The following is a 21190-nucleotide window of genomic DNA, read 5'->3' on the forward strand; positions in this document are numbered from 1 at the left end:
GACCTCGTGCCTCGGTCTGGGGTTCAACGGGGGCATCACGCGGTGCGCTCCTCGGGGTGCAGGGGGATCTCGTCATCGGTGTCGGTGATCACCGTGGCCAGACGCGCAAGCTCGGCCGGGTCGTAGGAGGTGAGGACCTGCTCGATCCGGTGCACGTACGGCCCGAACACGGCCATGAACTGTGCGGCAGGCATCTGCTGCCACTGCCGTGCGAAGAACGCCTTCATCCGCAGCAAGTTGGCGGCGTGTCGCGGCGCGAACAGCGAGAGAGGGCACAACAGACACACCCATGGACGGGCCGGGCACGGCTTTCCCTTCGGACCGTGCAGTCCCGCGAGCGGGTCCGCACACGCCGCGACGAATACATCACGCTGTCCGCCGACCAGTTCGGCGATTGCCGCGTCGTCCAGCCCGAGCCGGGAGACGAGATCAGGCAGGCTGCCGGCCAGTTCCGCCAGATCGTCGTCACTGAGCACCGTCGGCGAGAGCGCCTTACGCAGAAGATCACCCTGAGCCTCCTCTACGATCGCCTCCAGAGCGTCCTTCTGCGCGGGAGTCGCGGCCGTCAGGTAGTGATCACCTTCGACCCGTGGGCTGTGGTTCGGATCGATCCGCCCGCGCCCGCTGCCGAACCACCGTTTGCGGTCCCGGTGAGACTCGAACGAGGTCCGGATACTGTGCCGATGGATCCGAAGAGGCTTGCCGTCGGCGCCCTTCAAGCCCGCCCGTATCACCCACCGCTGGATGGAATCGTGGAGCGACGCTCCCGTCCTCCAGACGCCGAGCTGGGTGTATTCGTGGCGCAGCCACAGCTCCGAGCCTTCGGTCTCCGCGGCGAAGCGGCGCGAGACGGCGGAATGCTCAAGCCACCGTTCCACCAGCCGCACGGCCCGCGGGGACAGCGTCACGCTCTCCTCGGACGTCCGGCCTTTGAGGTAGTTCACCAGCATCGTTGCGTCTCCGGCCCACTCCAGGTCCTCGACTCCCAGATCGACGATGCCGTCGGGGACGATGCCGGTGTACGCGCCGAACAGCAGCTGGTAGGCGATCACCACCGACGGGGAGGGGAACAGTGCAGTGCAGGCACTCTGTACGGCAGCGCCGCGGCCCATTCGGTGGTAGGTCATCGTCGGTGTCCACCCGGCCCTCAGCCCCAGACTGACCGCAGTTTCTGGCCCATGGCGGACCATCCACCAGCACAGATTCTCGTATGACCAGCCGTGCTGATAGGGGTCCCGGCCGGTCTCGGCCGCGGCACGGGCCTGCCGGAACTGCGACCATGCTTCCTGGATCTCTGTCCGGCATGTCTCCTGCAGCCTGCTCCAGACCGCCTCGTCGTACGGCAGCAGTGGCTTGGAGTTCCGTCGGCGGCGGCTCTGGTTGAATGCCCGACCGCCCACCAGTTCGCGGACCTCGGGACGCAGCACCCCGGTGTCCTGGTCAAACGCCGCGAGCATCCGACGGATCATCGACTCGTGAACGGGTCTGGTCATCCAGAGCTGCTCGACGAGGGCAGGACGAGTGAGCTCCGCAGCGCCACCGGCATGCCCACGCTTAGCCATTGCCGCAGCGAATAGACGAGTTGTCCGTACGAACTCACGGACAGTGGTCTCCGCGTCCACCTGGCCGTGTGGATGTATCAGTCCGATCAATCCGGCTGCTGGGGGTTCTCCTCCTGGGGCAGCTCTACCGTCGCGGTCGTGCCTTTGGTGAACCAGCAGACCAGCCGCGCGGGCTCTTCCATCAGTCGAGCGGCCATCAGACGATCACCGCCTCGTCCTCGAACTCCTCATCAGCCTCGGCCTCGGCGAACAAGTAGAACTCATGCCCGGCGCGTTCATACGCCTCGCGGTAGATCCGGGTCATGTCGAGACGGCGTAGGTACGCTTCCGTGGTGAGGACACTTGTGTGTCCAAGGAGGTCACGCAGCACCATCATCGGGTCCGCCTTGCCCAGGTACAGAGCCAGTGCCGCATCCGTGTCGGTCGCGTGGACCATGCGAGCCGCTTCCATGAAATGGCCGCTGACCAGCCACTCCAACGTCCTGATCGCAAAGGTATGACGGAGTCGGTGCGGGGCAGTGTGAGGGAAACGGGGCTCGAAACGCTCCCGGATCCGGGTCGAGGTCCGCTCGAAGACCGTGGCCCAAGCTGTGAAGGGGGCCCCGCCCGCCTGCACCCCCAGCAGCATCGAGCCCCCATCGGGGGCCACCAGGCGTCGCCGCTCGGACGGCGTTAGCGCCGCCCACTTCACCCGGGTGCCATTCACCCGCCCGCCCCGGGCGTCAGCCTCGCTCGCCACCAGCGGCTCACCCCACCGGGCCGGCGGCTTCCAGCGCGAGCCGACCGTGGCCAGGGGCCGGACCGTCGTCCGGTACCGGTGCACGCGAGCCAGACTCTTGTAGGACGTCCACGTCGTACGGAACTTGCGCCCCTTCGTGACACCCTCGGGTACGGAGAAGGAGATCGGCAGCGCGGTCGGCTTCGGGGGGAGCGGGGGGACCTCCACGTCCAGCAAGTAGGTGAACTCTTGCGACCGCAGCCCCGAGGAGAGCACGAAGTCACCCACGGCCGCGTTGCGCGTGAGCGTCCGTCCGCGGTACGACGTGTCGGGTGATCCATCCGGGCGGAGCCCTGCCAAACCCAGAACGAACATCTCCGCGAAGTCGGCCTCGAAGTAGCGGATCGTGACATGTCGCTTCGGAGTGCGTCGGCGGGCCTGGTTGACTTGCTGGGTCCGCACATGGTCCCCGTACATCGAGACGGCTTCCTTGTAAGTGAAGGGCACCGCGGGTGCGTAACTCTCCTTGTCCGCCCACGTGTAGAAGCGCCACAGGATGCTCATCTGCTGGTTCCACGTGGTGGCCGCGAGCCGACGCCTGAGTGGCCCGCACGACCTGTCGGTCGCGTACAGACTCAGTGCGTCTTTCAGCCGGGCACGCTCGTCGAAGACGCCGATCCCCAAGGTCGCAAGGAACTCGCACCACTCCCGCAGAGTCCGGCCGTAGAACTCCCATGAGTTGGGGGCGGGGACACCGTCCAGCGGCAGCCACCGCAGCCAGGTGTTGATCGCCACGGTGTCGCGTACGCCGCGCTCATCCTCGAAGAGAAGGTCGTCATCGACGAGGACCGGCATGAGCTCGGATATGACGGGTCGGCCGCTGAGCCCCCACGACCTCCAGCCCTTTGAGCTAAAGAAGATCATCTGCATGGCCGGGACGGTACGTGGGCAGGGCTTATTCAAAGTCAGATTGATCATTTCGTGTTGCAGGTCAGGACAGTCCGAGCAGGTCCAGTGGGCGGGTGAACGGTGTGTAGGAGACCTCCCGCAGTCCTGCGGCGATGCTGCGGCAGCCGGCGTCCCGAAGGGTGTTGATCGCGAGGTTGCGCAGTGTGGCCATGTTCTCCGGCCCGTGCCCGGTGCGGATCTTGGAGGCGTCCTCGGCGAACGTCGTGTCCCTCACGTGGTGCACCGCCTCGATGCCCCACTGGGATCTGGCGAGACGGCCGATCCGCTGCGGCGATGCCTCACGTGCCGTCATATCCGTGATCGCGTAGAGGGTCTGCCGGGTGACGCGGCCGGTCCGTATCTCGGTGCGATGCCGGAGGATCTTCACTGCCTGGACCACGTGCGGGAAGTCCAGGTGGAGGCCGGTGACGGTGAGCGTGCGCACCGAGCGGGTCTCGCGCCGCCCGTGCCCGCGCTCGCGGTCGTAGCGGCGGGCGGTCACTTCCTTCCAGGGCAGGGCTTTGATCGCCGCGTGCAGTTTCGGCTGGTTGCCCTTGACCACCAGCAGGTAGTGCGCCTTCTTCACCTCTACCAGCCACTTCGCGTGCTCGCGCTGGGTGTGCAGGGCATCGGCTGTCACCACGGTGCCGGCCAGGTCGAACGGGGCCAGCAGGGCGGTGAACGCGGAGATCTCGTTGGTTTTGTCCGGCACCCGCAACTGGCTGACGACACGACCGGCGGCTGTGACGGCGGCCAGCAGGTGGGCGGCGGGCGCGGCATCGGTGCGCGAGCTACGGGCGCTCTTGCCGTCCACCGCGACTGCCTGCGTGCCGGCCGGGCAGTGGCCGAGCAGGTCGGCGAGCCCGCCGGGACACACCAGGACCAGCACCCGGCGCAGGGTGGAAGGCGAGGCCGGCCGGCGCACGCCGAGCGGCCCGCGCGCTAGAAACCCCAGGCGGGCGAGGGTGTCTTGGGGTGCGTGGCGGGCCCACTGCCCGATGGCCAGATAGGAGCGGGCGCCGGCCAGGACCGCGCAGGCGGCGGTCAGCAGGACCGAGGCCAGGGTGTGCCGCCGTCCGCGCCGGTGACGCGGATCGGGCAGAGCACTCAACCGGGCAGCCCTGTCCGACAGCTCACGCTGCTGACGCGAGGGCGGCTTGATCAGGCAGACGGTGGCAGACTGGCGGCACATCGGAGCTCCGGTGGTCGGGCGACTTGGTAGGTCCCCTTGATCATCGGAGCTTCGTTGCATGCCTGGCTGCCGTGGTGAAGGTTCGTCACATGCCTGTGACCTGCTGGTTCTTGAAGCCGCCCGGACTATGAATCAGCCCTGGGTACGTGGGGGACAGCAGAGACGGCAAAGCGCAAATGCGAGTCAGGGTCTCGCTTGCTCCGGGTATGGGACATGACCACTAAGCAGAGACAATGCGCTCGAAGTCGATTACCGCCACGACGACCTCAAGGTCGTCCGTCTCGTCGGCGGCGTCAGGGGTCGAGAGAATGTTGCGGAGCTGGAAATCGCCGTGGGTCTCCACCCACTCCAGCGGTGGCAGGTCCTTGGCCTGCCGGACGAGGTCGCGGACGAACTCCTCATCGCTCGGGAGCAGATGAGACCGCGCCCCGGCCAGGTGCCGGTCGGCCTTGGCGACAGCCGGGCCGCTGCCGGCAGGAGCGGGCCGTGGGGGAGAGGCCTGGTGGATGCGGCGGGCCAGCACGCCGATCCGTTGGAAGACCGCCCTCTCCCGCTCCGGTGCCAGAACGGTGCCGTGCAGCGGGCGGCCCGGCACCGCGGTGAGGACCACCGCCCGCAGGGTCTCGTCGGCGGCGACCAGCCACGGCGCGGCCGCCCCCAGCTTCCGCGCCCAACCCCGTAGCCCCCGCACTTCCCTGCCGTGGAACCGCTCGTTCTGGTGGACCTTCACGTACCAGGTGCCGCCCTGGACGCCGTGGACCCGCCACACCCGGCTCGCCTCGCGCGCCCACGACGTATCCGTCCAGTGCCCGATCCGGCCGACCGACCGCTCCGCGAACTCCACGACCGCAGCGTCGGGACGGGCGGCGGACGCCTGGCCGGTCACGTCCGGCACAAGGCGCAGCCGGTCGGCGCCGGAGTCGAAGGCGATTCTGTCGCCGGGCAGTTGGAAGTGCACGGCGAGCCGTGCGCCGGCGCTGTAGGCGTCCAGGCCCGCACGGCAGTACGCCACCATTGGGGCGGGCAGGGCGTGAAGGGGCGCCCAGTCCATCGCGTCGCAGATATCCGGCTCGGCGATCTCTGGCTCGCCCTTCCACCGCCGGACCTCGAAGAAGTGCCCGGTACGACTGGCGCCTCCGGGGCTGCGGTGGTGCACGGTCACGGCGGACCGCACGTCGGCCGGGTCGATGACGACACCGGTCTCCTCCCGCGCCTCGCGGATCAGGGCGGTGACCACGTCCTCATGCGGACCGTCCAGATGCCCCGACGGCAGATGCCACAGGCCGGCGGCGTACACCTGCCCGGCCCGCCGCGACAGCAGCACCTGCGGACCGTCGGCGGACTCCCGGCGCAGGATCAGGTGGACGTCCACCGGCTCGGTGTGCCGCTGCCCGCCGCTCACCGCGCTCCCTCCGGACGCCGGGCGAGCAGAACCCTGAACGTCGCTTCCTCGACCAGAGACCCGTCCACCGCGTGCGCGTGGAGAAGGGCGAGGGCCTCGTCCTCGAACGCCTGGTGCCGCTCTGCGAAGAGCTCGGGAGCGGCGAAGGACGTGGTGCGCAGGTAGCCGAGCACCTCGTGCGGCGCCCACGTGCGGGTCACCGGGAAGAGATGCTCAAACGCCTGCAAAGACTGGCGTAACGACGCGCTGCACCTGCGACACGGCGGCTTGCGAGGCAGCGCGCCGGTGTGCGCGAAACACGCTGGATGTCACCGGCGAGGGGTAGCCGGCCGGCCTCTTTGGCGCCGTTGACGGGGCGCGAACGTCGTCGCCAGTCGGACAAGCTCGGCTGCACCTGTGGGGACGTGGTCGTTCGCCGCATTTTCACCAGCACTGGAAGGCGGCGGTGTGTCATGAGGCCTGGGTGACGAGCATCCAGACCGCCCAGGCCAGGAACACGGCACCGGTCACCCGCATCATCGTGTACCCGGCGCGTGAGGGCTCCGTCGCGTCGTAGTCCTTCACGATCGGCTGCTGCAGCGGCCGGTTCATCCTCCACAGCAGCTGCGGCTTCAGCACCTGAACCAGGCCCATCACTATGAAGACGCACAGGAATGCGATGATCACCCGGATCTCCCCCCTCGTCGAGACGTTCCCCTGCCGGTTCGGCTGGAGCCGCTGGTCAACTCCTGCTCACATCTGCCCTCAAAATGCGCTCCCAGCCCCCTCGTTAGCACCTACCCGTCCTGGCGCGCGAGGCGTTGATGCGGCCGGTGCGGCGGGTGGCGCGCAGCGGGAGTCCCGGACCGATGCGCAGTCCCTGGAACTCGCCGCCGAGGGGCTGCGCCATGTCGAGGACGCCTTCACCAAGGCGGCCGACAAGTGCCACCGCGACCACGCGGCGGTACGTCGCCCTCAACTCCCCGGCCGTCGCGACTTCATCACCGCCGCCACCAAGTCGTACATCAACGCGGCGAGCCGGCCCTGAGGCTTCACCATCCCCACCAAGGACTGCTGACACGAAAAGGGCCCCGGGGAATCCGCCATGACATCCCGGGGGCCCTGTGTATGGAGGCTTCCCTGCTGGTCTAACGCTTTGCTCACTGAGCGGTTGCGGCCTGCGCATCGGTTCTGCAGTGCTGCCGGCCGACGGCTTCGCCGCTCGCTTCGCGATGCTCGGATCTCGCACACCTCAGACATTCCGAATCGACCTCGGTCGTCGCGCCCCTCGCCGTGCTCCTGGTCGTGCTTCTTGTGGGCCGTCGGATGTGAATGCAATGGTGTGCGCTGATTTCTCAGAGCTTCAGGAACGCGAGCATCGCGAGGAAGGCCGCGACGCCAAGTCCGAGAGCCGGGATCAAGGCCGGGCTGGCGACGGCGAGGTAGGTGAAGAAGGCGGCGCCCATGAGGGCGATGGCGATGTTGCTGCGGTCGTTGGGCACGAGTCCTCCAGTGAGTCGAGGCGGAAAAGTCCCGCCCTCCCGGCCTGGCCGGTGGGGTGGGCAGCACGTTGGAGGACCGCAGAGTTAGCCGCGCAAGTGACCTCCTCCCCTTCGCGGGGCTCGGCCGGTCCAGGACAGGACTGCCGGACCGCCAGGGTGCTTCGAAGAGGAGTGAGTGAGTCGGTTGCCTGGAGGTCGGTCAGGCGGGCCGCAGGCCGGATGAGAGGCCCGGCCGGGCCGCCCGCCGGTCCCCGTCAGCGGGCGGCCTAGGTGTTCTGCCCCGGGAGGTTGTGGACGGGTGAGCCATGTCTCGGCTGAGGGATCTTGAAATGGGTGAGGGCCTTCCGGTTCGGTGTGGATTGCGACGTCTACACCTACAGAAAGGCCCTCGTGCCCCACCGTAATGCACCCCTGACCGAGACCGGACGGCTGCGTCTTGCCCGTTGCGTGGTCGAGGACGGCTGGCCCCTGCGCCGGGCCGCCGAACGCTTCCAGGTCTCGCCCACCACGGCCCAGCGCTGGGCCGACCGCTACCGCACACACGGCGAGGCCGGCATGAGGGATCTGTCCTCCCGCCCGCACACGAGCCCGCGCCGCACCCCGACCCGCACCGAACGGCGGATCATCAAGGTCCGCATCCTGCGCCGCTGGGGACCGGCCCGCATCGCAGGCCTGCTGCACCTGGTGCCCTCGACCGTGCACCGCGTCCTGACCCGCTACGGCCTGGCCCGCCTCACCCACCTGGACCGGGCCACCGGCCGCGTCATACGCCGCTACGAACGCGAGCGGCCCGGCGAACTGGTCCACGTCGACATCAAGAAACTCGGCAACATCCCCAACGGCGGCGGCCACAAGGTTCTCGGCAGACAAGAAGGCCGCAGCAAACGGCGCGGGGCCGGCTACAGCTATATCCACACGGCCGTCGACGACCACTCCCGCCTGGCCTACAGCGAGATCCTCACCGACGAGAGGAAGGAGACCGCCACAGCCTTCTGGACCCGTGCCCACGCGTTCTTCACCCAAGCCGGAATCACCGTGGAGCGGGTCCTGACCGACAACGGCTCCTGCTACCGCTCACGAGACTGGCGCAACGTCCTCGCCGAGGCCGGGATCACCCACAAGCGCACCCGCCCCTACCGGCCCCAGACGAACGGCAAGGTCGAACGCCTGAACCGGACCCTGCTCGACGAATGGGCCTACGCCCGCCCCTACCGCTCCGAGCAGGAACGACGCGACGTCTTCCCCGAGTGGCTGCACACCTACAATCACCACCGCGGACACACCGCGCTGAAGGGCCAACCCCCGCCAGCCGCGTCCCCAACCTCACAGGGCAATACACCTAGGTGGAGTAGGGCGTTGACCGCGCCGCCCGCCGGCCTTTCCTGCTCGTGCTCCCGGTGCTCGTCGACGTACGTCATCTCGGAGACGTACAGCGGCGCTCGGAGACGTACGCGACGACCCAGGCCGGGACCGAAACCGCCATGACGAGCTGCCCGTCAGTGGGCGCCTGGCTCCTAGTCGGTCCTGTACTGGTTCGCGAATGGCGGGGGACTCGCCGGGCCCCGCTCTCTGTGGGCGTCGGTGCCCCCTGAGACGCTTGTCGTGCCCGGTGGTGCCCATCTCCTCGAAGCCGATGTCGCCGCCGGGCATTCGCTGATGGGCTGGGCCTGGAACCCTGCGGAAGGGGGCCGAGCATCCATGAGTGGGGAGTGGAACAGCGCGTGGCTTCCTGGGGGTCGGCCGCAGCGGCCAGCCCCTGGAGGCCACGCATGTCCGGGCTGTCTATTTGTCTATTGGGCGGCCTGCAAGGCCGATGCCCCATTGCGCCGACCTGCGGCCAAGCAGCCCATGGCCGGAAGTTGCCGTGTCGCAATGGCTGCTTTTCTCCCAGGCTGGTGGCAGGGTGGAGGTGTTCCGGCGGTCGCCCCCCGGCCGCTGGAGTGCGGACCCGCCTCCGTGTCCGCACTCTGCCCGGCCTCCCCTCCTCCCGCCCTGAGGGAGGCCGGGCGAACCGACTGCCCGCACCCGCCTCTCAAGATCCTTCTTGGGTAATTGGGCAAGAATGATCTTGAGGGGCAGTCGGTGCGGTGCGGCTGCCGTTCCCGTCGGTGCCGCCGCTTTCCGGCCTAGGACTTCCGGGTGCCGGCCGAGGTGGCCTTGCTGGTGACGAGCACAACGAACTTGCGGGCCTCGCAGGCGTTGGCGCGCTGCTTCTCGGCCTGGTTTCGGTGTTCGTCGGACAGGGACGGCTCCGCGGTGACGAGCTGGTCGTAGACGTTTGCCTGGGCGTCGTGGTTGGCGGCGGCAGCGGTGAGCGCGTCGGCCAGGTGGGCGAGGTCGTCGCTGTCCTCGGCGTCGGCGAGCTGCTTGAACTGGGCGTGGAGCGCCTTGCCGTGCTCGCGCACTTCCGAGGGGGTGTCTGCGGATCTGGGCGTGACCCAGACGGGTTCAAGATCGTTGGTAGCGTGTGAACAACACCAAGCGCGTACTTGCCGCCCTAGTCCTGGCAGGGGCTGCCCTCTCGGTCACCACGGCCGCTCACGCGGATACTCCGGATCGGGATCAGCTCATTTCGAAGATCAAGGATGACCCGGAGATCATTGACATCATCAAGACCACTATTCTGTTCAACAAGAACATCTTCGAGGGCCCGCATTCGGCGGTCGACGCTTCGATCTTGGCTAAGATCAAGGAAAAGTTCCCGAATGTCCATGACGCCAATTCAGAACTGGGCAAGAAGCTGCGTGACTTGAGCTGACAGCACGGGCACGGCGGGTGCCGGTGACTGCATGGTCTCGTCCGATGTCCGCATGCCGCAGCGCCTGGTCGTAGCGGTCCTGGAACACCTGGCACCGGTCGAGCAGATCGCGGCCGACCCGGATCTCCTCCTGGCGGATCAGATCGCTCAGCCGCCGCACTTGCGGGGCGTTCATCACTGCTGTGATCGCTGTCTCCTCCCACTAGGCCCGCCGGCGAGCGTGACGCTCAAAGCGCGGCGCGCAGGCGGTTCTGCCCGCCGTCAGGGTGGGCTGCCGAACGCGGCAGTCAGTCCTCCACCGTCGTTACTCTGCTGCCCAGTTGAGTCCCAGTCCGGCAAGCTGCTCGCGCTGTTCCTCGCTTAGCCCCGCACGCCTGCTGCGGGTGTTGGACAGCCATACCCCCAGTCGAGCAGACGTTCCATCCGGAAGATCTTCGACGTGCCCCCGGGCAACGACGACTTTGCCTTCCCGTGCTTTGTACCGGGCGAGCGCGGCGACGCCCCGCTCGAACGCCCCGCCAGAGCCCCGCCGTACGGCCTTCTGGGCCGGGACCGCCGGCTTTTCCGCAGGGCCGATCCCGAGCTTCGCCAGGCGTTCGCGCTGCCCGTCGTGCAGCAGGTGCCAGTCGCGCCGTTGGGTGGCCAGCCACCGGCCCACGTCCATGCCGTGCACCATCGTCCCGGGCTCGACGTACCCCGGACGCTGCCGGGCGCCGTAAGGCCTGCCAGTGCGGCGTAGTGGCGCTGCCAGTCGATGGGCCAGTCAGGGTGTTCCAGTCCGGGTCGATCGCGGCCAGCAGCGCCGCACGCCGCGCCGCGCGCGCGGGATCTTTGCCGAGCCCGTTCTTCTTCCGCGCGTTCGCGAGAAACTGCCCCACTGGCCGGTCCAACATCGCCGCCGTCACCGGCGCGGCGAGCGTCCCGTACGCCTCGAAGTACGCAGCCGCCGCACCGAGGTTCTCCTCCCAGGCTTCGTCCGCGGGCTCCCACACGATCCCGAGCGCCTCGAGGTCGCCGGCCCGCTTGGCGGGCAGGCCTCCGCCCCGCATGGCCCGCCGCTGATCCGACAACCACCTCCCCAGCGGGAACCCGTCCTCCTGATGGTTGTAGGGCACGGACAGGCTGTCTTCGCGTTCCCGGTAGGCGACGGCCGCACGGTGGCCGGCCTTCCAGAACGCGTTCTCCGGCTCGATCAGGTGTACTGCACCAACCGCGCCACCAACGCCGGGTCCCGATGAGACCCGAACCGCAGCAGCACCCGCTGCTCCTCGCCGTCCTCATCTTCCGGTGCCTCACCGAGCCAGGACGACGTCTGATGTGTTGGCCAATCACTACCTGCAGCCCGGCGACTTCGTGAAGCTGCGGGGTGGCCACGGCACCGACTCCGACGCGGGCAATGTGGTCTACCGCGACAACTGCAACTTCATGTGGAACAACGACCGCGACACGATCTACCTCTACAGGCCCTCCGGCAGCCGCGCGGACGTCCACTCCTACAGCAAGAGCGGCAACGACCGCGACGGCAACGGCTACATCACCTTCCACTAACCCCGCGCCCGTTCACGCTCCCCTCACCTGATGGCGAGGGGAGCGCGAGCTGCATCACGGCGAGAGGCGTCGCCCGGATCCCCGATCGCCGCCGAGTCCCCGCGGCAGCCGCCGACCGGGGAGAGCAGCCGAGGGTCGTTGAACAGAAGGACGCGAACGCGCGGCCTGCCGGCCTGGTGCACCGAGGGCGTTACGGAAGTTCACCGAGACCGCTGGAAGGCCGGCGAACCCACCTTCTGGGTCAGCAGGGGGCCGGGCACTCCACCCACACCTGTGACGTGTGCAAGAGCCGCTGCCGACACCGCACCCGAGCCTGAGCAGGGGGGGCCGAACGCGCCGCCAGCAGCCCTGCGTGAGGTGCATGCCAGGCTGAAATCGGCCGGGCGGGCGCTCGCTCTCGTGCACCCGACCCGCGCGGGATCACCGTTTACGGCGCCCTTACATCATCGATCCGGGGCGTCGGATGTCCGCGTACACGCGGGCCTTCACGCCCGGAACGCCGGGCTCGCGGTGTACCGGGGTGACGCCGGAGGTGGCCCACCATTCCCCGAGATCGGCCATGACAGCGTGGACGGTCGCCTCGTCGGCGGCGCTGATGTCCAGGACGACGAGGCCGGGCTCATTGATGTGCTGTTCGTCGATCTTCTCCATGCTCATGGCGACGCTGCCCTGGCACCCCGTGGTTCGCCGATGACCCATCTCCCACCCGTACGTGTCGCCCAGCCTGCCTGTGCGGCGAGCCGATTCATGCCCGGATGGCATCCTGAGCGCCCGTCGGGGGCGCCTCCTTGCCAGGGGGTGGCGTGGCAGCGGCATCGTTTCTGCGGTGAATCGCACCACCCGGGCGTCCTCGCCCGCCCGCTGCGTGCGCCCAGCTATCCATGCGGTCGTGATCAAAAGCCTGAAGCGAGCCCTCACGGCCGCAGCACTCGCCGTCCTTCCCATGATCTCTCCGCCGGTCTACGCCGCCGAGACTCTTCCTCTCGGCGCCGCGGTCCACCAGCTCGAGACCGCCGCCGAATCCCGCGAGGGGTACACGCGCGACAAGTTCCGCCACTGGAACACCGGACAGAATCCCACCGACGGCTGCAACACCCGCAACGAAGGTCTGATCGCGGAAGCGGTCGAGCCGCCGACCGTCGGCCCCGGCTGCAAGCTGACCGGCGGAACCTGGTGGTCGTACTACGACGCGACGACCGTGTCCGGCCCCTCGGGCCTGGACATCGACCACATGGTGCCCCTCGCCGAAGCCTGGGACTCCGGCGCTTCCGTATGGACCGCACAGCGCCGTGAGGCTTACGCCAACGACCTGGGCGCCCCGACCTCGCTGGTCGGCGTCACCGCCCGCTCGAACCGCAGCAAGTCCGACCAGGACCCCGGCACGTGGATGCCGCCGGCCGGTGAAGTCCACTGCCAGTACGCCGCGGAATGGACCGCTACCAAGATCCGCTGGAACCTGTCCGTCGACCCGCAGGAACAAGCCGAGCTGCTCGACCGGGCCGAGCAGTGCCTCGCCACGGAGGTCCACTTCGAGCCGGCCCATAGGAGGAACGCGCATCGCCCCGCCCCTGGTGGCTTTGGGCCCCAGGGGCGGCGGCGCGGCCGGCCAACGGCCCTATCCGTCGCACCGGGCCCCTGAACTCGTCCCGTAGGCGACAGCGGGATTCCCTGACGGCTCCCATTCCTGCAACCGCCACTCGTGACAGGCTCGCTGCTCGGGGTGAGGCGCAACGCTGGTCGGGTGAGTCCGCCGGGTTGAGCTGCTCCGTTTTCTGGAGCGCGTGCGGCTCCAGCAGCTCGATAAGATCAGGCGCTGGCACCGCGCAGAGGCCCAGCACCAGGCCGGAGCACTGCTTGGCGGCCTGCCGCACCGCCTCCAGACTGGGTGCTTCGGTTCGGCATTGGCGAGGGAAGGCCCCTATGGACGCGCGGGTCGAGGCATGCAGCCTCGAGGGGAGCGCGTTTACCCGGATCGACTGGTGCGCAGGCGTGGCGAGGGCTCGCGCCGGCAATACCACGTCCCGGTGTGCAGGCCCGACCGGGTCCTGGCCTACCTCGGATGAGTCGCACTGACCGAGCTCGGCCGCCGGTCGTCTTTCCCTGGCCCTTCGGTGAGCCTTTCGCCTCCTTCTTCGCGGTGCGCTGGGGCGTCACGTGGCGCCCTTGATGGCAGTCGTGCTGTCAAATCGGCGAAGTGGCGGTGTATTCAACGCACTCGTGGTTCAAATTGGCGAGAGGTCACAGAAACGCACGATGCTTCGCTGTCTCGGGAGCCTCAGGTGTGTAGCAGGAGCTGTCAGAGCTGTGAACGGGGAGGCCGAAGATGCCGATGGGGCTCCCCGCAGCGAGGCAGTCTTGTTGCAAATCGATGCGGCGTGGGACGCTCGGCGCCCTCCCGTCGTTCAAATCGCCAAAGAACCTGCTGTAGAACGATCGGTGCGAGGGGGAGGCGAGGAGTGTGTTTTCGCAGGTCAGGAAGCTGTGGTGCGTCATGAAGACGCAGCAAGATCAAAGCTCGTGAAACAATGTCGACGCCGGCTTGCACGTTGACCGCCCGTCAACTGCACGTAGGTAGTGGCAGTGGATTGATTGGTAGTGGATCTGCTGTCGCACTGGGACCCGCCGCCCCCACTCGGGCGAGTAGACAGGCGGCGGGTCCGAAAGCTGAGCTTTCTGCATAAAAACAACACTTTTAATATGGTTTACCCCAGGTCGATTAGGGCAGCCTGGGGCACTTGCGCTGCCCGAGTGACCGATGCTTCACTCTGTGTTGACCATCCGGTCACGGACTCTCCGCTGTCTGTCGACTTCGCCCGAGTGGGGGCAACGGAGAGACCGCTAAACGGTGCGACAAAAGAGGTGGTCCACTTGGCCACGGTAAATCAGGGCGGCGTTGCTCTCCGGAGCGACCGCCGCCTGCTGTTAATCGTATGGTTCACCGGAGCCGCAGTGCTCCTCTACCTCTTCGGGAACGAGTATGAACTTTCCGAAGAACTGGCCGTCTGGCACCAGCATGCTTTCACCGGCTCGCTGATCGGCCTTTCAGTCTGCCTCGTCGGCAGCGCAATCTGGCCCCGCACGCGGACAATCCGCGCTTTCTTTGCGGCCAGAAGTCTGAAGCTGCTGGATGTGGCAGTCCGCGCCATCGAAGCCCTCAAGAAGTGGCTGGGCGGCGGCCGTGCCAGCAATGGCGACCCCGGTCGCAAGGGACCCCCGGGAGCCTGACCCTGGAAACCGGAGCGCACAAGACGTCAGCTCGGTCCCGGGATCTCCACGGGGCCGAGTCTGACGCACCGTCGCATGCGCAGGACACCGTTCACGCTGCCCAGATTCCCGCCCGGCAAGGCAAGGCCGGGGGGTGGGGCGGCGGCCCTGCGTCAAGAAGCCCGGAAATAGGCGAATTTGAGCAGTTCTATCGCGAATTCATGCCACGCCTTGTCTCGTATCTCGGACTCTCCGGGGGGAATTCGCACCTGGCGAGCGAAATGGCCCAAGAGGCAATGATTGAGCTGTACAAAAATTGGTCAACGATTGAAAATCCTAAGGCGTGGGCATTTACGGTAGCTCGAAGAATCCTCTTCCGGGAGAAGCGAAAAAGCTCATACGTCAAGGAAGTTCTTACTGCGATTGACCCCGAAGTTGCTATTCCTTCAAAAGCTGATGAATTTACGGACTCCGAGTACATCTGGAAGGCTCTGCGGGAACTTCCGTCTCGACAGAAGCAAGCCCTGTCATTGAAATTGCAAGGATTTAGTACCGACGAGATTGCCGCCTTTCTGGACATCAATAGTAATACCGTCAGGTCCTCCATAAGGCATGCTAGGAAAGCTCTGTCCGAAAAACTGAAACCTGAATGACGCTCCCCTCCGCAGGCAAGGCTTCGGCGTAGTCGCACCTCGGCCTTTTTGATCATGTGAGGCCGAGATGGGTGAGGGTGCGGGTTTGGTCCCTGGCTGTCCGGCGGAGGCCGGCGGCGATGTTGCGGACGCCGACGAGGCGGAGGGCTCCGATTGCGAGGTTTCTGTAGGTCGCCATCGCCTGGGGTGCGTTCCCGGTCCGCAGTTGGGAGGCGTCCTCGGCGAAGGTGACGTCTCTGATGTGGTGCAGGGCCTCGACCGTCCAGTGCCCGCGGATCAGTTGGGCGACCCGGGCGGGCGGGGCCTGTTCCGCGGCGAGGCTGGTGACCGCGTAGATGGTCTTGAGGCTGATCTTCCCCGTCGTGCGATTCACGCGGCGGCGGACGATCTGGACGGCCTGGCGGGCGCCAGGGAAGGGGAGTGTCTAATCAACGGCGGATCTGCTGGATCAAGGAGATGCGTCTGATGACGGAGACCGCCGTGGAGAACGAGCAGGCCGGGCAGGTGGTTCAGGCACCGTCGAGTGCGGTGTCGGACGAGCAGCTCGTTGCGATGCTCGTTGACCGTGCCCGCAACGAGGGTTTGCAACTGACCGGGGAGGGCGGGCTGTTGCAGCAGCTGACCAAGCGGGTGCTGGAGTCCGCCCTGGAGGGCGAGATCACCGATCACGTCGGCTACGAGAAGCACGATCCGGCCGGGAAGAACAACGGCAACAGCCGCAACGGGACCCGGGCGAAGACCGTGCTGACCGATGTCGGCCCGGTGGAGGTGAGGGTGCCGCGCGATACCGCCGGCAGCTTCGAGCCGCAGATCGTCAAGAAGCGGCAGCGGCGTCTGACCGGCGTCGACGAGATGGTGCTCTCCTTGTCCGCGAAGGGCCTCACTCACGGGGAGATCTCCGCTCATCTCGCCGAGGTCTACGGAGCGGAGGGTCCAAACAGACCATCTCCACCATCACCGACAGTCATAGTGGTACACGGGTCCCCGGTGGTGGTGACCCAATCACTGACTGACGTCCTGCTGGGCTGTCCTTGCTTTGATCTGTCCGACCGCCGGGGCCCGGTTCCCAGGGCTCCGGCCGGGCGGAGCATGACCTCATAGGAGCCTGGCAAGAGGCCCCCTGACTGTCCTGTCTGCACTTTCCGGCCGGAGCTACCTTCGGCAAGGAAGGCATCTCCAGCATGACAGGCACAGAGGCGGCGGACACGAGGGACCAAGTCGTGGTCGGCGGGGTGGACTCGCACGCCGACACCATCCACGTCGCCGTGGTGACCGACCGGGGCGGGCACCTCACCGACGCCCAATTCCCCACCAATGCTGCCGGATACGCCGCCGCGATCGCCTTCCTGCAGGCCCACGGCACCGTCGCTGCCGTCGGCGTGGAGGGCACGTCCTCCTACGGCTCCGGCTTCACACACGCCGCCCGGCAGGCCGGCCTGGCCGTCGTCGAGGTCAACCGGCCCGACAAGGCCGAACGCCGCAGGATCGGCAAGTCCGACCCGATCGACGCCTACGCCGCGGCCCGCGCCGTCGTCTCCGGACGCGCGACCAGCGCTCCCAAGGACGGGGCCATCGTCGGGATACGCGCCCTGCAGACCGCCGCCCGCTCGGCGATCAAGGCTCGCACCGCGACGCTCAACCAGATCACGCACCTCCTGATCACCGCCCCCGACGCTATCCGCGCCAAGTACACCGCCCTGTCCGGTGACAAGCGCGTCACCACCCTCGCCCGGCTCCGGCCGGCCAGCGACCCCGCGCACGCCCCGCTCCTGACAGCCCTGCGCACGCTGGCCAAGCGTGTCCAGAACCTGACCGAGGAACACACGACCCTGACCGGGGAGCTCGACCAACAGGTCACCATCCTCAACCCCGGCCTGCGCGCCGCCTACGGGGTGGGCCCGGACACCGCCACCCAGCTGCTGATCACCGCTGGCGCGAACCCGGCCCGCCTTCGCACGGAGGCTTCCTTCGCTGCCCTGTGCGGCGCGGCGCCCGTCCCCGCGTCGAGCGGGAAGACGAACCGGCACCGGCTCTCCCGGGGCGGCGACCGGGCGGCCAACGCCGCTCTCTACCGCATCGCGCTCGTGAGGATGGCCCGATGCCGGCGCACCCGCGAGTTCGTCGCCCGACAGACCGGCGCCGGACGCACGAAGAAGGAGATCATCCGGCTGCTCAAACGCGCGATAGCCCGCGAGGTTTTCCGGCTCTTGACCACCCAGGTCCAAGTCCCCGAGATCGCGGACCTCCGTCCGGCCCGGCAGACGAAGAACATCACTCTCACCGCCGCCGCCAACCACTTCGGCGTGTGGCCCGCCGTCATCTCCAACATCGAACGCGGCCTCCGCCGCGACGACGCCTTCGCCGATGCCTACCGCCAGTGGCTCACTGCTGCTTGACCGACGATAGGAGCATCAAGGTCATGGACGGCATGGCCGAATGGCAGAACCGGCCCCTCGACCGCGTCTACCCCGTCCTGTTCGTGGACGCCATCAACGTGAAGATCAGGGACGGGAAGGTCGCGAACCGTCCGATCTACGTGGTGATGGCGGTGACCGTGGACGGCACCCGCGACATCCTCGGCATCTGGGCCGGCGACGGCGGCGAGGGCGCCAAGTACTGGCTGCACGTGTTCACCGAGCTGAAGAACCGCGGCCTGGACGACGTGCTCATGCTCGTCTGCGACGGGCTCAAGGGCCTTCCCGAGGCTGTGGAAACCGTCTGGCCTCGCACGATTGTCCAGACGTGCGTGGTTCACCTGCTGCGCAATTCGTTCCGTTACGCCGCCCGCCAGGACTGGGACAAGGTCGCCAAGGCACTCAAGCCCGTCTACACCGCACCCAGCGAGGACGCGGCGACGGAGCGGTTCCTGGAGTTCCAGGAGTCCTGGGGAGGGAAGTATCCGGCGATCGTGAAGCTGTGGTCGGACGCCTGGGCCGAGTTCGTGCCCTTCCTCTCCTTCGACGTCGAGATACGCAAGGTCATCTGCAGCACGAACGCGATCGAGAGCGTCAACGCCCGCATCCGCAGGGCCGTCCGCGCCCGCGGGCACTTCCCCAACGAAGCCGCCGCTCTGAAGTGCATCTACATGGCGCTGATGAGCCTGGACCCGACCGGCAAGGGCCGCAAGCGGTGGACCATGCGCTGGAAGGCGCCCCTGAGCGCCTTCCAGATCGCCTTCGAAGGCCGCCTCACCCCGAGCAACAACTGACCTTCAACAACCAAGATCAGCCGTTAAATTGACACACCCACGAGTCACAGCAAGCGCCGTTGCAGTATTAGAAGTCATCTCAATTGGCGAGTCTGCGATAGCAGATCAGGGTGCAGGCGATGCTTGTGAAGGCGAGGAAGTGGTCGGCTTTGCGTTCGTATCGGCGGTGGAGGCGTCGGCAGCCGGCGAGCCAGGCCATGGTGCGTTCGATGGTCCAGCGGTGGGGCCCAGTCGCTGGGAGGTTTCGATGCCCTTGCGGGCGATGCGGTGGGTGATGCCGCGCTCGCGTAACCATCGCCGCAGGTGGGCGTAGTCGTAGCCCTTGTCGGCGTGGAGCTTGTCCGGCTTGCGTCGTCGGCGTCCGCGGCGGGAGCGGATCGGCGGTATGCCCTTCACCAGGGGGATCAGAGCCTGGCTGTCGTGCAGGTTCGCGCCCGAGATTCCGACGGACAGGGGCGGTCCGGTCCGCTCGGTGATCAAGTGGATCTTCGACCCGTACTTGCCTCGGTCGACAGGATTCGGACCTGTCAGGTCCCCCTTTTCAGGGCCCGCATGTTCACCGAGTCGATCGCGCAGCGGGACCAGTCCAACTCGCCACGGGAGCCGAGTTCGTCGAGGACCAGGCGGTGCAGCTTGGCCCACACCCTGGCCTTCGTCCACTCGGCAAAGCGCCGATGGGCCGTCGCCCCTGACGGCCCGAACGACGCCGTAGGCAACTGCTGCCAGGTGCAGCCTGACGTGGCCACGAACACGATCGCGGCCAGCACCTCTCGGTCGCCATGTCGACGCCGGCCACCGCCCTGAGGCCGCGACGGCGCCTCCGGCACCACCCGCTGGAACAACTCCCACAACTCATCCGGCACCAGCCGCTCAACGATCCCCACCACGACCGACAGCCTACCGAACCAGCCAAATGAGATGACGTCTTAAGCGGCGGAGTCAGCTCGAACGGCGGAGATCGCCGCGGCCAGCTCCTCGCGGGGGATGACCGCCTCGATCTGCTCCCACATCGCGACCAGCGTGGCCACCTTCGGCGGGCGACCTCCCGGTGTCGGCGTCGACCTGCTCGGAGGTGGTGTCGAACGCGACCTTGAAGGCTCCCACGTGGTGCGCCCGGAACCTCATGGCGCTCAGTCTCTCCGCTGCTCGACACGCGCGACTTCGATTCACCTGGGTGAGTGATCGAGCGAGGTAATCGGCAGTCACCAGAGGGTTCCCGGACCGTAGTCAGTGGGGTTGCGCGCTTTGCCGGCGTGACGGCCAATTGGCGCACCACCGCGCTCCGAGCCTCACGAAGACCTCAGTGTGTGTAAATATGATTTCCCTGCGGTTTCCTGAGAAACGCCTCCGATCCCGAGGGCCTCGTTTGCGTTCCGGGTATCGGATTTCAGGCTTTCCTGTCCCTGATTCGTGGAGAGACTCATGCGCGTTGCCGTGACTGGTGGCGGTGGTTTTCTAGGATCACACCTGTGCGAGGCGCTCCTGCGGCGTGGGGATTCCGTCGTGTGCCTGGACAATTTCTCGACCGGTGAGCCGAAGAACATCGCACATCTGAGGGAGAATCCCGCCTTCGAATTCATCCATTCTGACGTCAGCGTCGCGGCGGACGTCCCGGGGCGGATCGATGCGGTTGCGCATCTCGCGAGTCCCGCGTCGCCGCCGGACTATCTCCGGTGGCCCCTGGAGACGCTGGCTGTGGGCAGCCGTGGAACCGAGAACGTCCTCCGGTTGGCGCTGCGCCACCGCGCGCGGTTCGTGCTTGCGTCGACGAGCGAGGTGTATGGCGATCCTCTAGTCCATCCGCAGGACGAGGAGTACTGGGGGAACGTCAATCCTGTCGGGCCGCGAAGTGTCTACGACGAGGCCAAGCGGTTCGCCGAGGCAGTTTCGGTTGCCTACCGGCGAAGCCTGGGCGTGGATGTCGGTATCCTGCGCATCTTCAACACCTACGGTCCGCGGATGCGCCCGCACGACGGTCGAGTGGTGTCCAGTTTCATTACGCAGGCGCTCAGTAGCGAGCCGTTGACGATCTACGGCGACGGGAAGCAGACGCGCAGTTTCTGCTTTGTGGATGACCTGGTCCGCGGGGTCGTCGCGATGCTCGACTCAAGTGAAGACGGGCCGTTCAATCTGGGCAATCCGGTGGAACGGACTGTCATCGAGCTCGCCGAACTCGTGCTGAAGATCACCGGTTCGACGTCGGAGGTGCGGTACTACCCGCTTCCCGTCGACGACCCGGTTCGTCGTCGCCCGCTGATCAATCGTGCCCAGGACCGGCTCGGCTGGTACCCGGACGTGGACATCGAGGACGGGTTGCGGCGGACTGTGGAGTGGTTCGCTTCCCGCCCTCAGGACGTGGCGGTTGGTGCGGCAGCGATCAGGGGCGGCCAGCAGGACGGCGTCCCGTTCGCCGGGCCGGACAACAGCACGTCGCTCCCTGTCGCTGCGACTGCCTCACAGACTGCGGGCCCCGTGCATTGACCATCGCCCCGGCCGGGTTTGGCGCTCGCGTGTCG

18 protein-coding genes and 6 pseudogenes are annotated in these 21190 nt (G+C 67.3%); 11 read left to right on the forward strand and 13 right to left on the reverse strand.

The window, feature by feature from the left end; translation table 11 throughout:
* Window positions 1–35: 35 nt before the first annotated feature.
* From AS594_RS35080 to AS594_RS35105, 6 genes are all read right to left on the reverse strand, one after another.
* Window positions 36–1493: a site-specific integrase gene (locus AS594_RS35080; RefSeq protein ID WP_206281736.1), complete on the reverse strand. Its 1458-nt coding sequence runs from the start codon at window positions 1491–1493 to the stop codon at window positions 36–38.
* 265 nt (window positions 1494–1758) lie between these two features.
* Window positions 1759–3210: an integrase gene (locus AS594_RS35085; protein WP_079148812.1), complete on the reverse strand. Its 1452-nt coding sequence runs from the start codon at window positions 3208–3210 to the stop codon at window positions 1759–1761.
* Between the two features lie 61 nt (window positions 3211–3271).
* Complete coding sequence (locus AS594_RS35090; protein ID WP_240508908.1) at window positions 3272–4420, reverse strand: ISAs1 family transposase; 1149 nt, start codon at window positions 4418–4420, stop codon at window positions 3272–3274.
* A gap of 220 nt (window positions 4421–4640) precedes the next feature.
* The gene (locus AS594_RS35095) at window positions 4641–5822 is read right to left on the reverse strand and encodes an NUDIX domain-containing protein (protein ID WP_240509176.1); all 1182 of its coding nucleotides are present in this window, start codon (window positions 5820–5822) and stop codon (window positions 4641–4643) included.
* Window positions 5819–6022, reverse strand: coding sequence for a hypothetical protein (locus AS594_RS35100; RefSeq protein ID WP_069930131.1), 204 nt, complete (start codon window positions 6020–6022; stop codon window positions 5819–5821). Before AS594_RS35100 ends, AS594_RS35095 begins: the two co-directional genes overlap by 4 nt.
* A gap of 250 nt (window positions 6023–6272) precedes the next feature.
* Window positions 6273–6488 (reverse strand): DUF6199 family natural product biosynthesis protein, encoded by a 216-nt coding sequence (locus AS594_RS35105; protein ID WP_069774502.1) that lies wholly within the window; start codon window positions 6486–6488, stop codon window positions 6273–6275.
* Between AS594_RS35105 and AS594_RS43365 the strand changes: the two genes are divergently transcribed.
* On the forward strand, window positions 6481–6849 hold the full coding sequence (locus AS594_RS43365; RefSeq protein ID WP_107364756.1) for a hypothetical protein: 369 nt from the start codon (window positions 6481–6483) through the stop codon (window positions 6847–6849). The genes AS594_RS35105 and AS594_RS43365 overlap by 8 nt on opposite strands.
* Before the next feature lie 307 nt (window positions 6850–7156).
* Here the strand turns inward: AS594_RS43365 and AS594_RS44970 are convergent, their stop codons facing one another.
* Window positions 7157–7303 carry a hypothetical protein gene (locus AS594_RS44970; RefSeq protein ID WP_167368094.1) on the reverse strand — a complete coding sequence of 49 codons (147 nt, stop codon included), beginning with the start codon at window positions 7301–7303 and terminating at the stop codon, window positions 7157–7159.
* A gap of 390 nt (window positions 7304–7693) precedes the next feature.
* Here AS594_RS44970 and AS594_RS35115 point away from each other — a divergent pair.
* Window positions 7694–8646 (forward strand): annotated as a pseudogene (locus AS594_RS35115) (IS481 family transposase).
* Window positions 8647–9429: 783 nt separating this feature from the next.
* Here the strand turns inward: AS594_RS35115 and AS594_RS35120 are convergent.
* Window positions 9430–9708, reverse strand: a complete 279-nt coding sequence (locus tag AS594_RS35120; RefSeq protein ID WP_069774498.1) for a hypothetical protein — start codon at window positions 9706–9708, stop codon at window positions 9430–9432.
* A gap of 62 nt (window positions 9709–9770) precedes the next feature.
* Here AS594_RS35120 and AS594_RS35125 point away from each other — a divergent pair, with 62 nt between their 5' ends.
* Window positions 9771–10061 carry a hypothetical protein gene (locus AS594_RS35125; RefSeq protein ID WP_069774496.1) on the forward strand — a complete coding sequence of 97 codons (291 nt, stop codon included), beginning with the start codon at window positions 9771–9773 and terminating at the stop codon, window positions 10059–10061.
* Between the two features lie 304 nt (window positions 10062–10365).
* On the opposite strand, the gene AS594_RS46665 is transcribed toward AS594_RS35125, so the two are convergent.
* Both AS594_RS46665 and AS594_RS46670 read right to left on the reverse strand, forming a co-directional pair.
* A complete protein-coding gene (locus AS594_RS46665; RefSeq protein WP_240509177.1) occupies window positions 10366–10725 on the reverse strand; it encodes a helicase associated domain-containing protein in 360 nt (119 codons plus the stop codon).
* Between the two features lie 130 nt (window positions 10726–10855).
* Window positions 10856–11257: pseudogene (locus tag AS594_RS46670) on the reverse strand (helicase associated domain-containing protein); the annotation flags it as partial.
* A gap of 127 nt (window positions 11258–11384) precedes the next feature.
* Here AS594_RS46670 and AS594_RS35135 point away from each other — a divergent pair.
* Window positions 11385–11609: pseudogene (locus tag AS594_RS35135) on the forward strand (lamin tail domain-containing protein); the annotation flags it as partial.
* A gap of 438 nt (window positions 11610–12047) precedes the next feature.
* Here the strand turns inward: AS594_RS35135 and AS594_RS35140 are convergent.
* Window positions 12048–12266, reverse strand: a complete 219-nt coding sequence (locus tag AS594_RS35140; RefSeq protein ID WP_240509178.1) for a DUF6207 family protein — start codon at window positions 12264–12266, stop codon at window positions 12048–12050.
* Between the two features lie 232 nt (window positions 12267–12498).
* Between AS594_RS35140 and AS594_RS35145 the strand changes: the two genes are divergently transcribed.
* The 3 genes from AS594_RS35145 to AS594_RS47360 all read left to right on the forward strand — a co-directional run bounded on the left by AS594_RS35145 (window position 12499) and on the right by AS594_RS47360 (window position 15466).
* Window positions 12499–13248, forward strand: coding sequence for an HNH endonuclease family protein (locus AS594_RS35145; RefSeq protein WP_079144227.1), 750 nt, complete (start codon window positions 12499–12501; stop codon window positions 13246–13248).
* A gap of 1229 nt (window positions 13249–14477) precedes the next feature.
* On the forward strand, window positions 14478–14834 hold the full coding sequence (locus AS594_RS35150; RefSeq protein WP_141747197.1) for a hypothetical protein: 357 nt from the start codon (window positions 14478–14480) through the stop codon (window positions 14832–14834).
* Window positions 14771–15466 carry an RNA polymerase sigma factor gene (locus AS594_RS47360; RefSeq protein WP_276207455.1) on the forward strand — a complete coding sequence of 232 codons (696 nt, stop codon included), beginning with the start codon at window positions 14771–14773 and terminating at the stop codon, window positions 15464–15466. The genes AS594_RS35150 and AS594_RS47360 overlap by 64 nt, the downstream gene beginning before the upstream one ends.
* Window positions 15467–15518: 52 nt before the next feature.
* On the opposite strand, the gene AS594_RS35155 is transcribed toward AS594_RS47360, so the two are convergent.
* Window positions 15519–15854: a hypothetical protein gene (locus tag AS594_RS35155; RefSeq protein ID WP_338120223.1), complete on the reverse strand. Its 336-nt coding sequence runs from the start codon at window positions 15852–15854 to the stop codon at window positions 15519–15521.
* A 164-nt stretch (window positions 15855–16018) separates the two neighbouring features.
* Here AS594_RS35155 and AS594_RS35160 point away from each other — a divergent pair.
* The 3 genes and pseudogenes from AS594_RS35160 to AS594_RS35170 form a co-directional block, all read left to right on the forward strand.
* Window positions 16019–16428, forward strand: a pseudogene (locus AS594_RS35160) (transposase); the annotation flags it as partial.
* A gap of 219 nt (window positions 16429–16647) precedes the next feature.
* A complete protein-coding gene (locus tag AS594_RS35165; protein WP_069935745.1) occupies window positions 16648–17862 on the forward strand; it encodes an IS110 family RNA-guided transposase in 1215 nt (404 codons plus the stop codon).
* A gap of 20 nt (window positions 17863–17882) precedes the next feature.
* Window positions 17883–18674, forward strand: a pseudogene (locus AS594_RS35170) (IS256 family transposase); the annotation flags it as partial.
* A 79-nt stretch (window positions 18675–18753) separates the two neighbouring features.
* Here AS594_RS35170 and AS594_RS43370 read toward each other — a convergent pair.
* Window positions 18754–19552, reverse strand: a pseudogene (locus AS594_RS43370) (IS5 family transposase).
* A gap of 544 nt (window positions 19553–20096) precedes the next feature.
* On the opposite strand from AS594_RS43370, the gene AS594_RS35180 reads away from it, so the two are divergent.
* Window positions 20097–21155, forward strand: a complete 1059-nt coding sequence (locus AS594_RS35180; RefSeq protein WP_079144224.1) for a UDP-glucuronic acid decarboxylase family protein — start codon at window positions 20097–20099, stop codon at window positions 21153–21155.
* Window positions 21156–21190: the final 35 nt, after the last annotated feature.

It is taken from the genome of Streptomyces agglomeratus (assembly GCF_001746415.1).
GTDB lineage: Bacteria > Actinomycetota > Actinomycetes > Streptomycetales > Streptomycetaceae > Streptomyces > Streptomyces agglomeratus.

Bases quoted from the DNA above. Each gene is read 5' to 3' on its own strand.
- AS594_RS35140 (WP_240509178.1), bottom strand. From the start codon at position 12,266: ATGAGCATGGAGAAGATCGACGAACAGCACATCAATGAGCCCGGCCTC.
- AS594_RS46665 (WP_240509177.1), bottom strand. From the start codon at position 10,725: ATGGACGTGGGCCGGTGGCTGGCCACCCAACGGCGCGACTGGCACCTG.
- AS594_RS43365 (WP_107364756.1), top strand. From the start codon at position 6,481: ATGATCACCCGGATCTCCCCCCTCGTCGAGACGTTCCCCTGCCGGTTC.
- AS594_RS35180 (WP_079144224.1), top strand. From the start codon at position 20,097: ATGCGCGTTGCCGTGACTGGTGGCGGTGGTTTTCTAGGATCACACCTG.
- AS594_RS35080 (WP_206281736.1), bottom strand. From the start codon at position 1,493: ATGACCAGACCCGTTCACGAGTCGATGATCCGTCGGATGCTCGCGGCG.
- AS594_RS35165 (WP_069935745.1), top strand. From the start codon at position 16,648: ATGACAGGCACAGAGGCGGCGGACACGAGGGACCAAGTCGTGGTCGGC.
- AS594_RS35085 (WP_079148812.1), bottom strand. From the start codon at position 3,210: ATGCAGATGATCTTCTTTAGCTCAAAGGGCTGGAGGTCGTGGGGGCTC.
- AS594_RS35090 (WP_240508908.1), bottom strand. From the start codon at position 4,420: ATGTGCCGCCAGTCTGCCACCGTCTGCCTGATCAAGCCGCCCTCGCGT.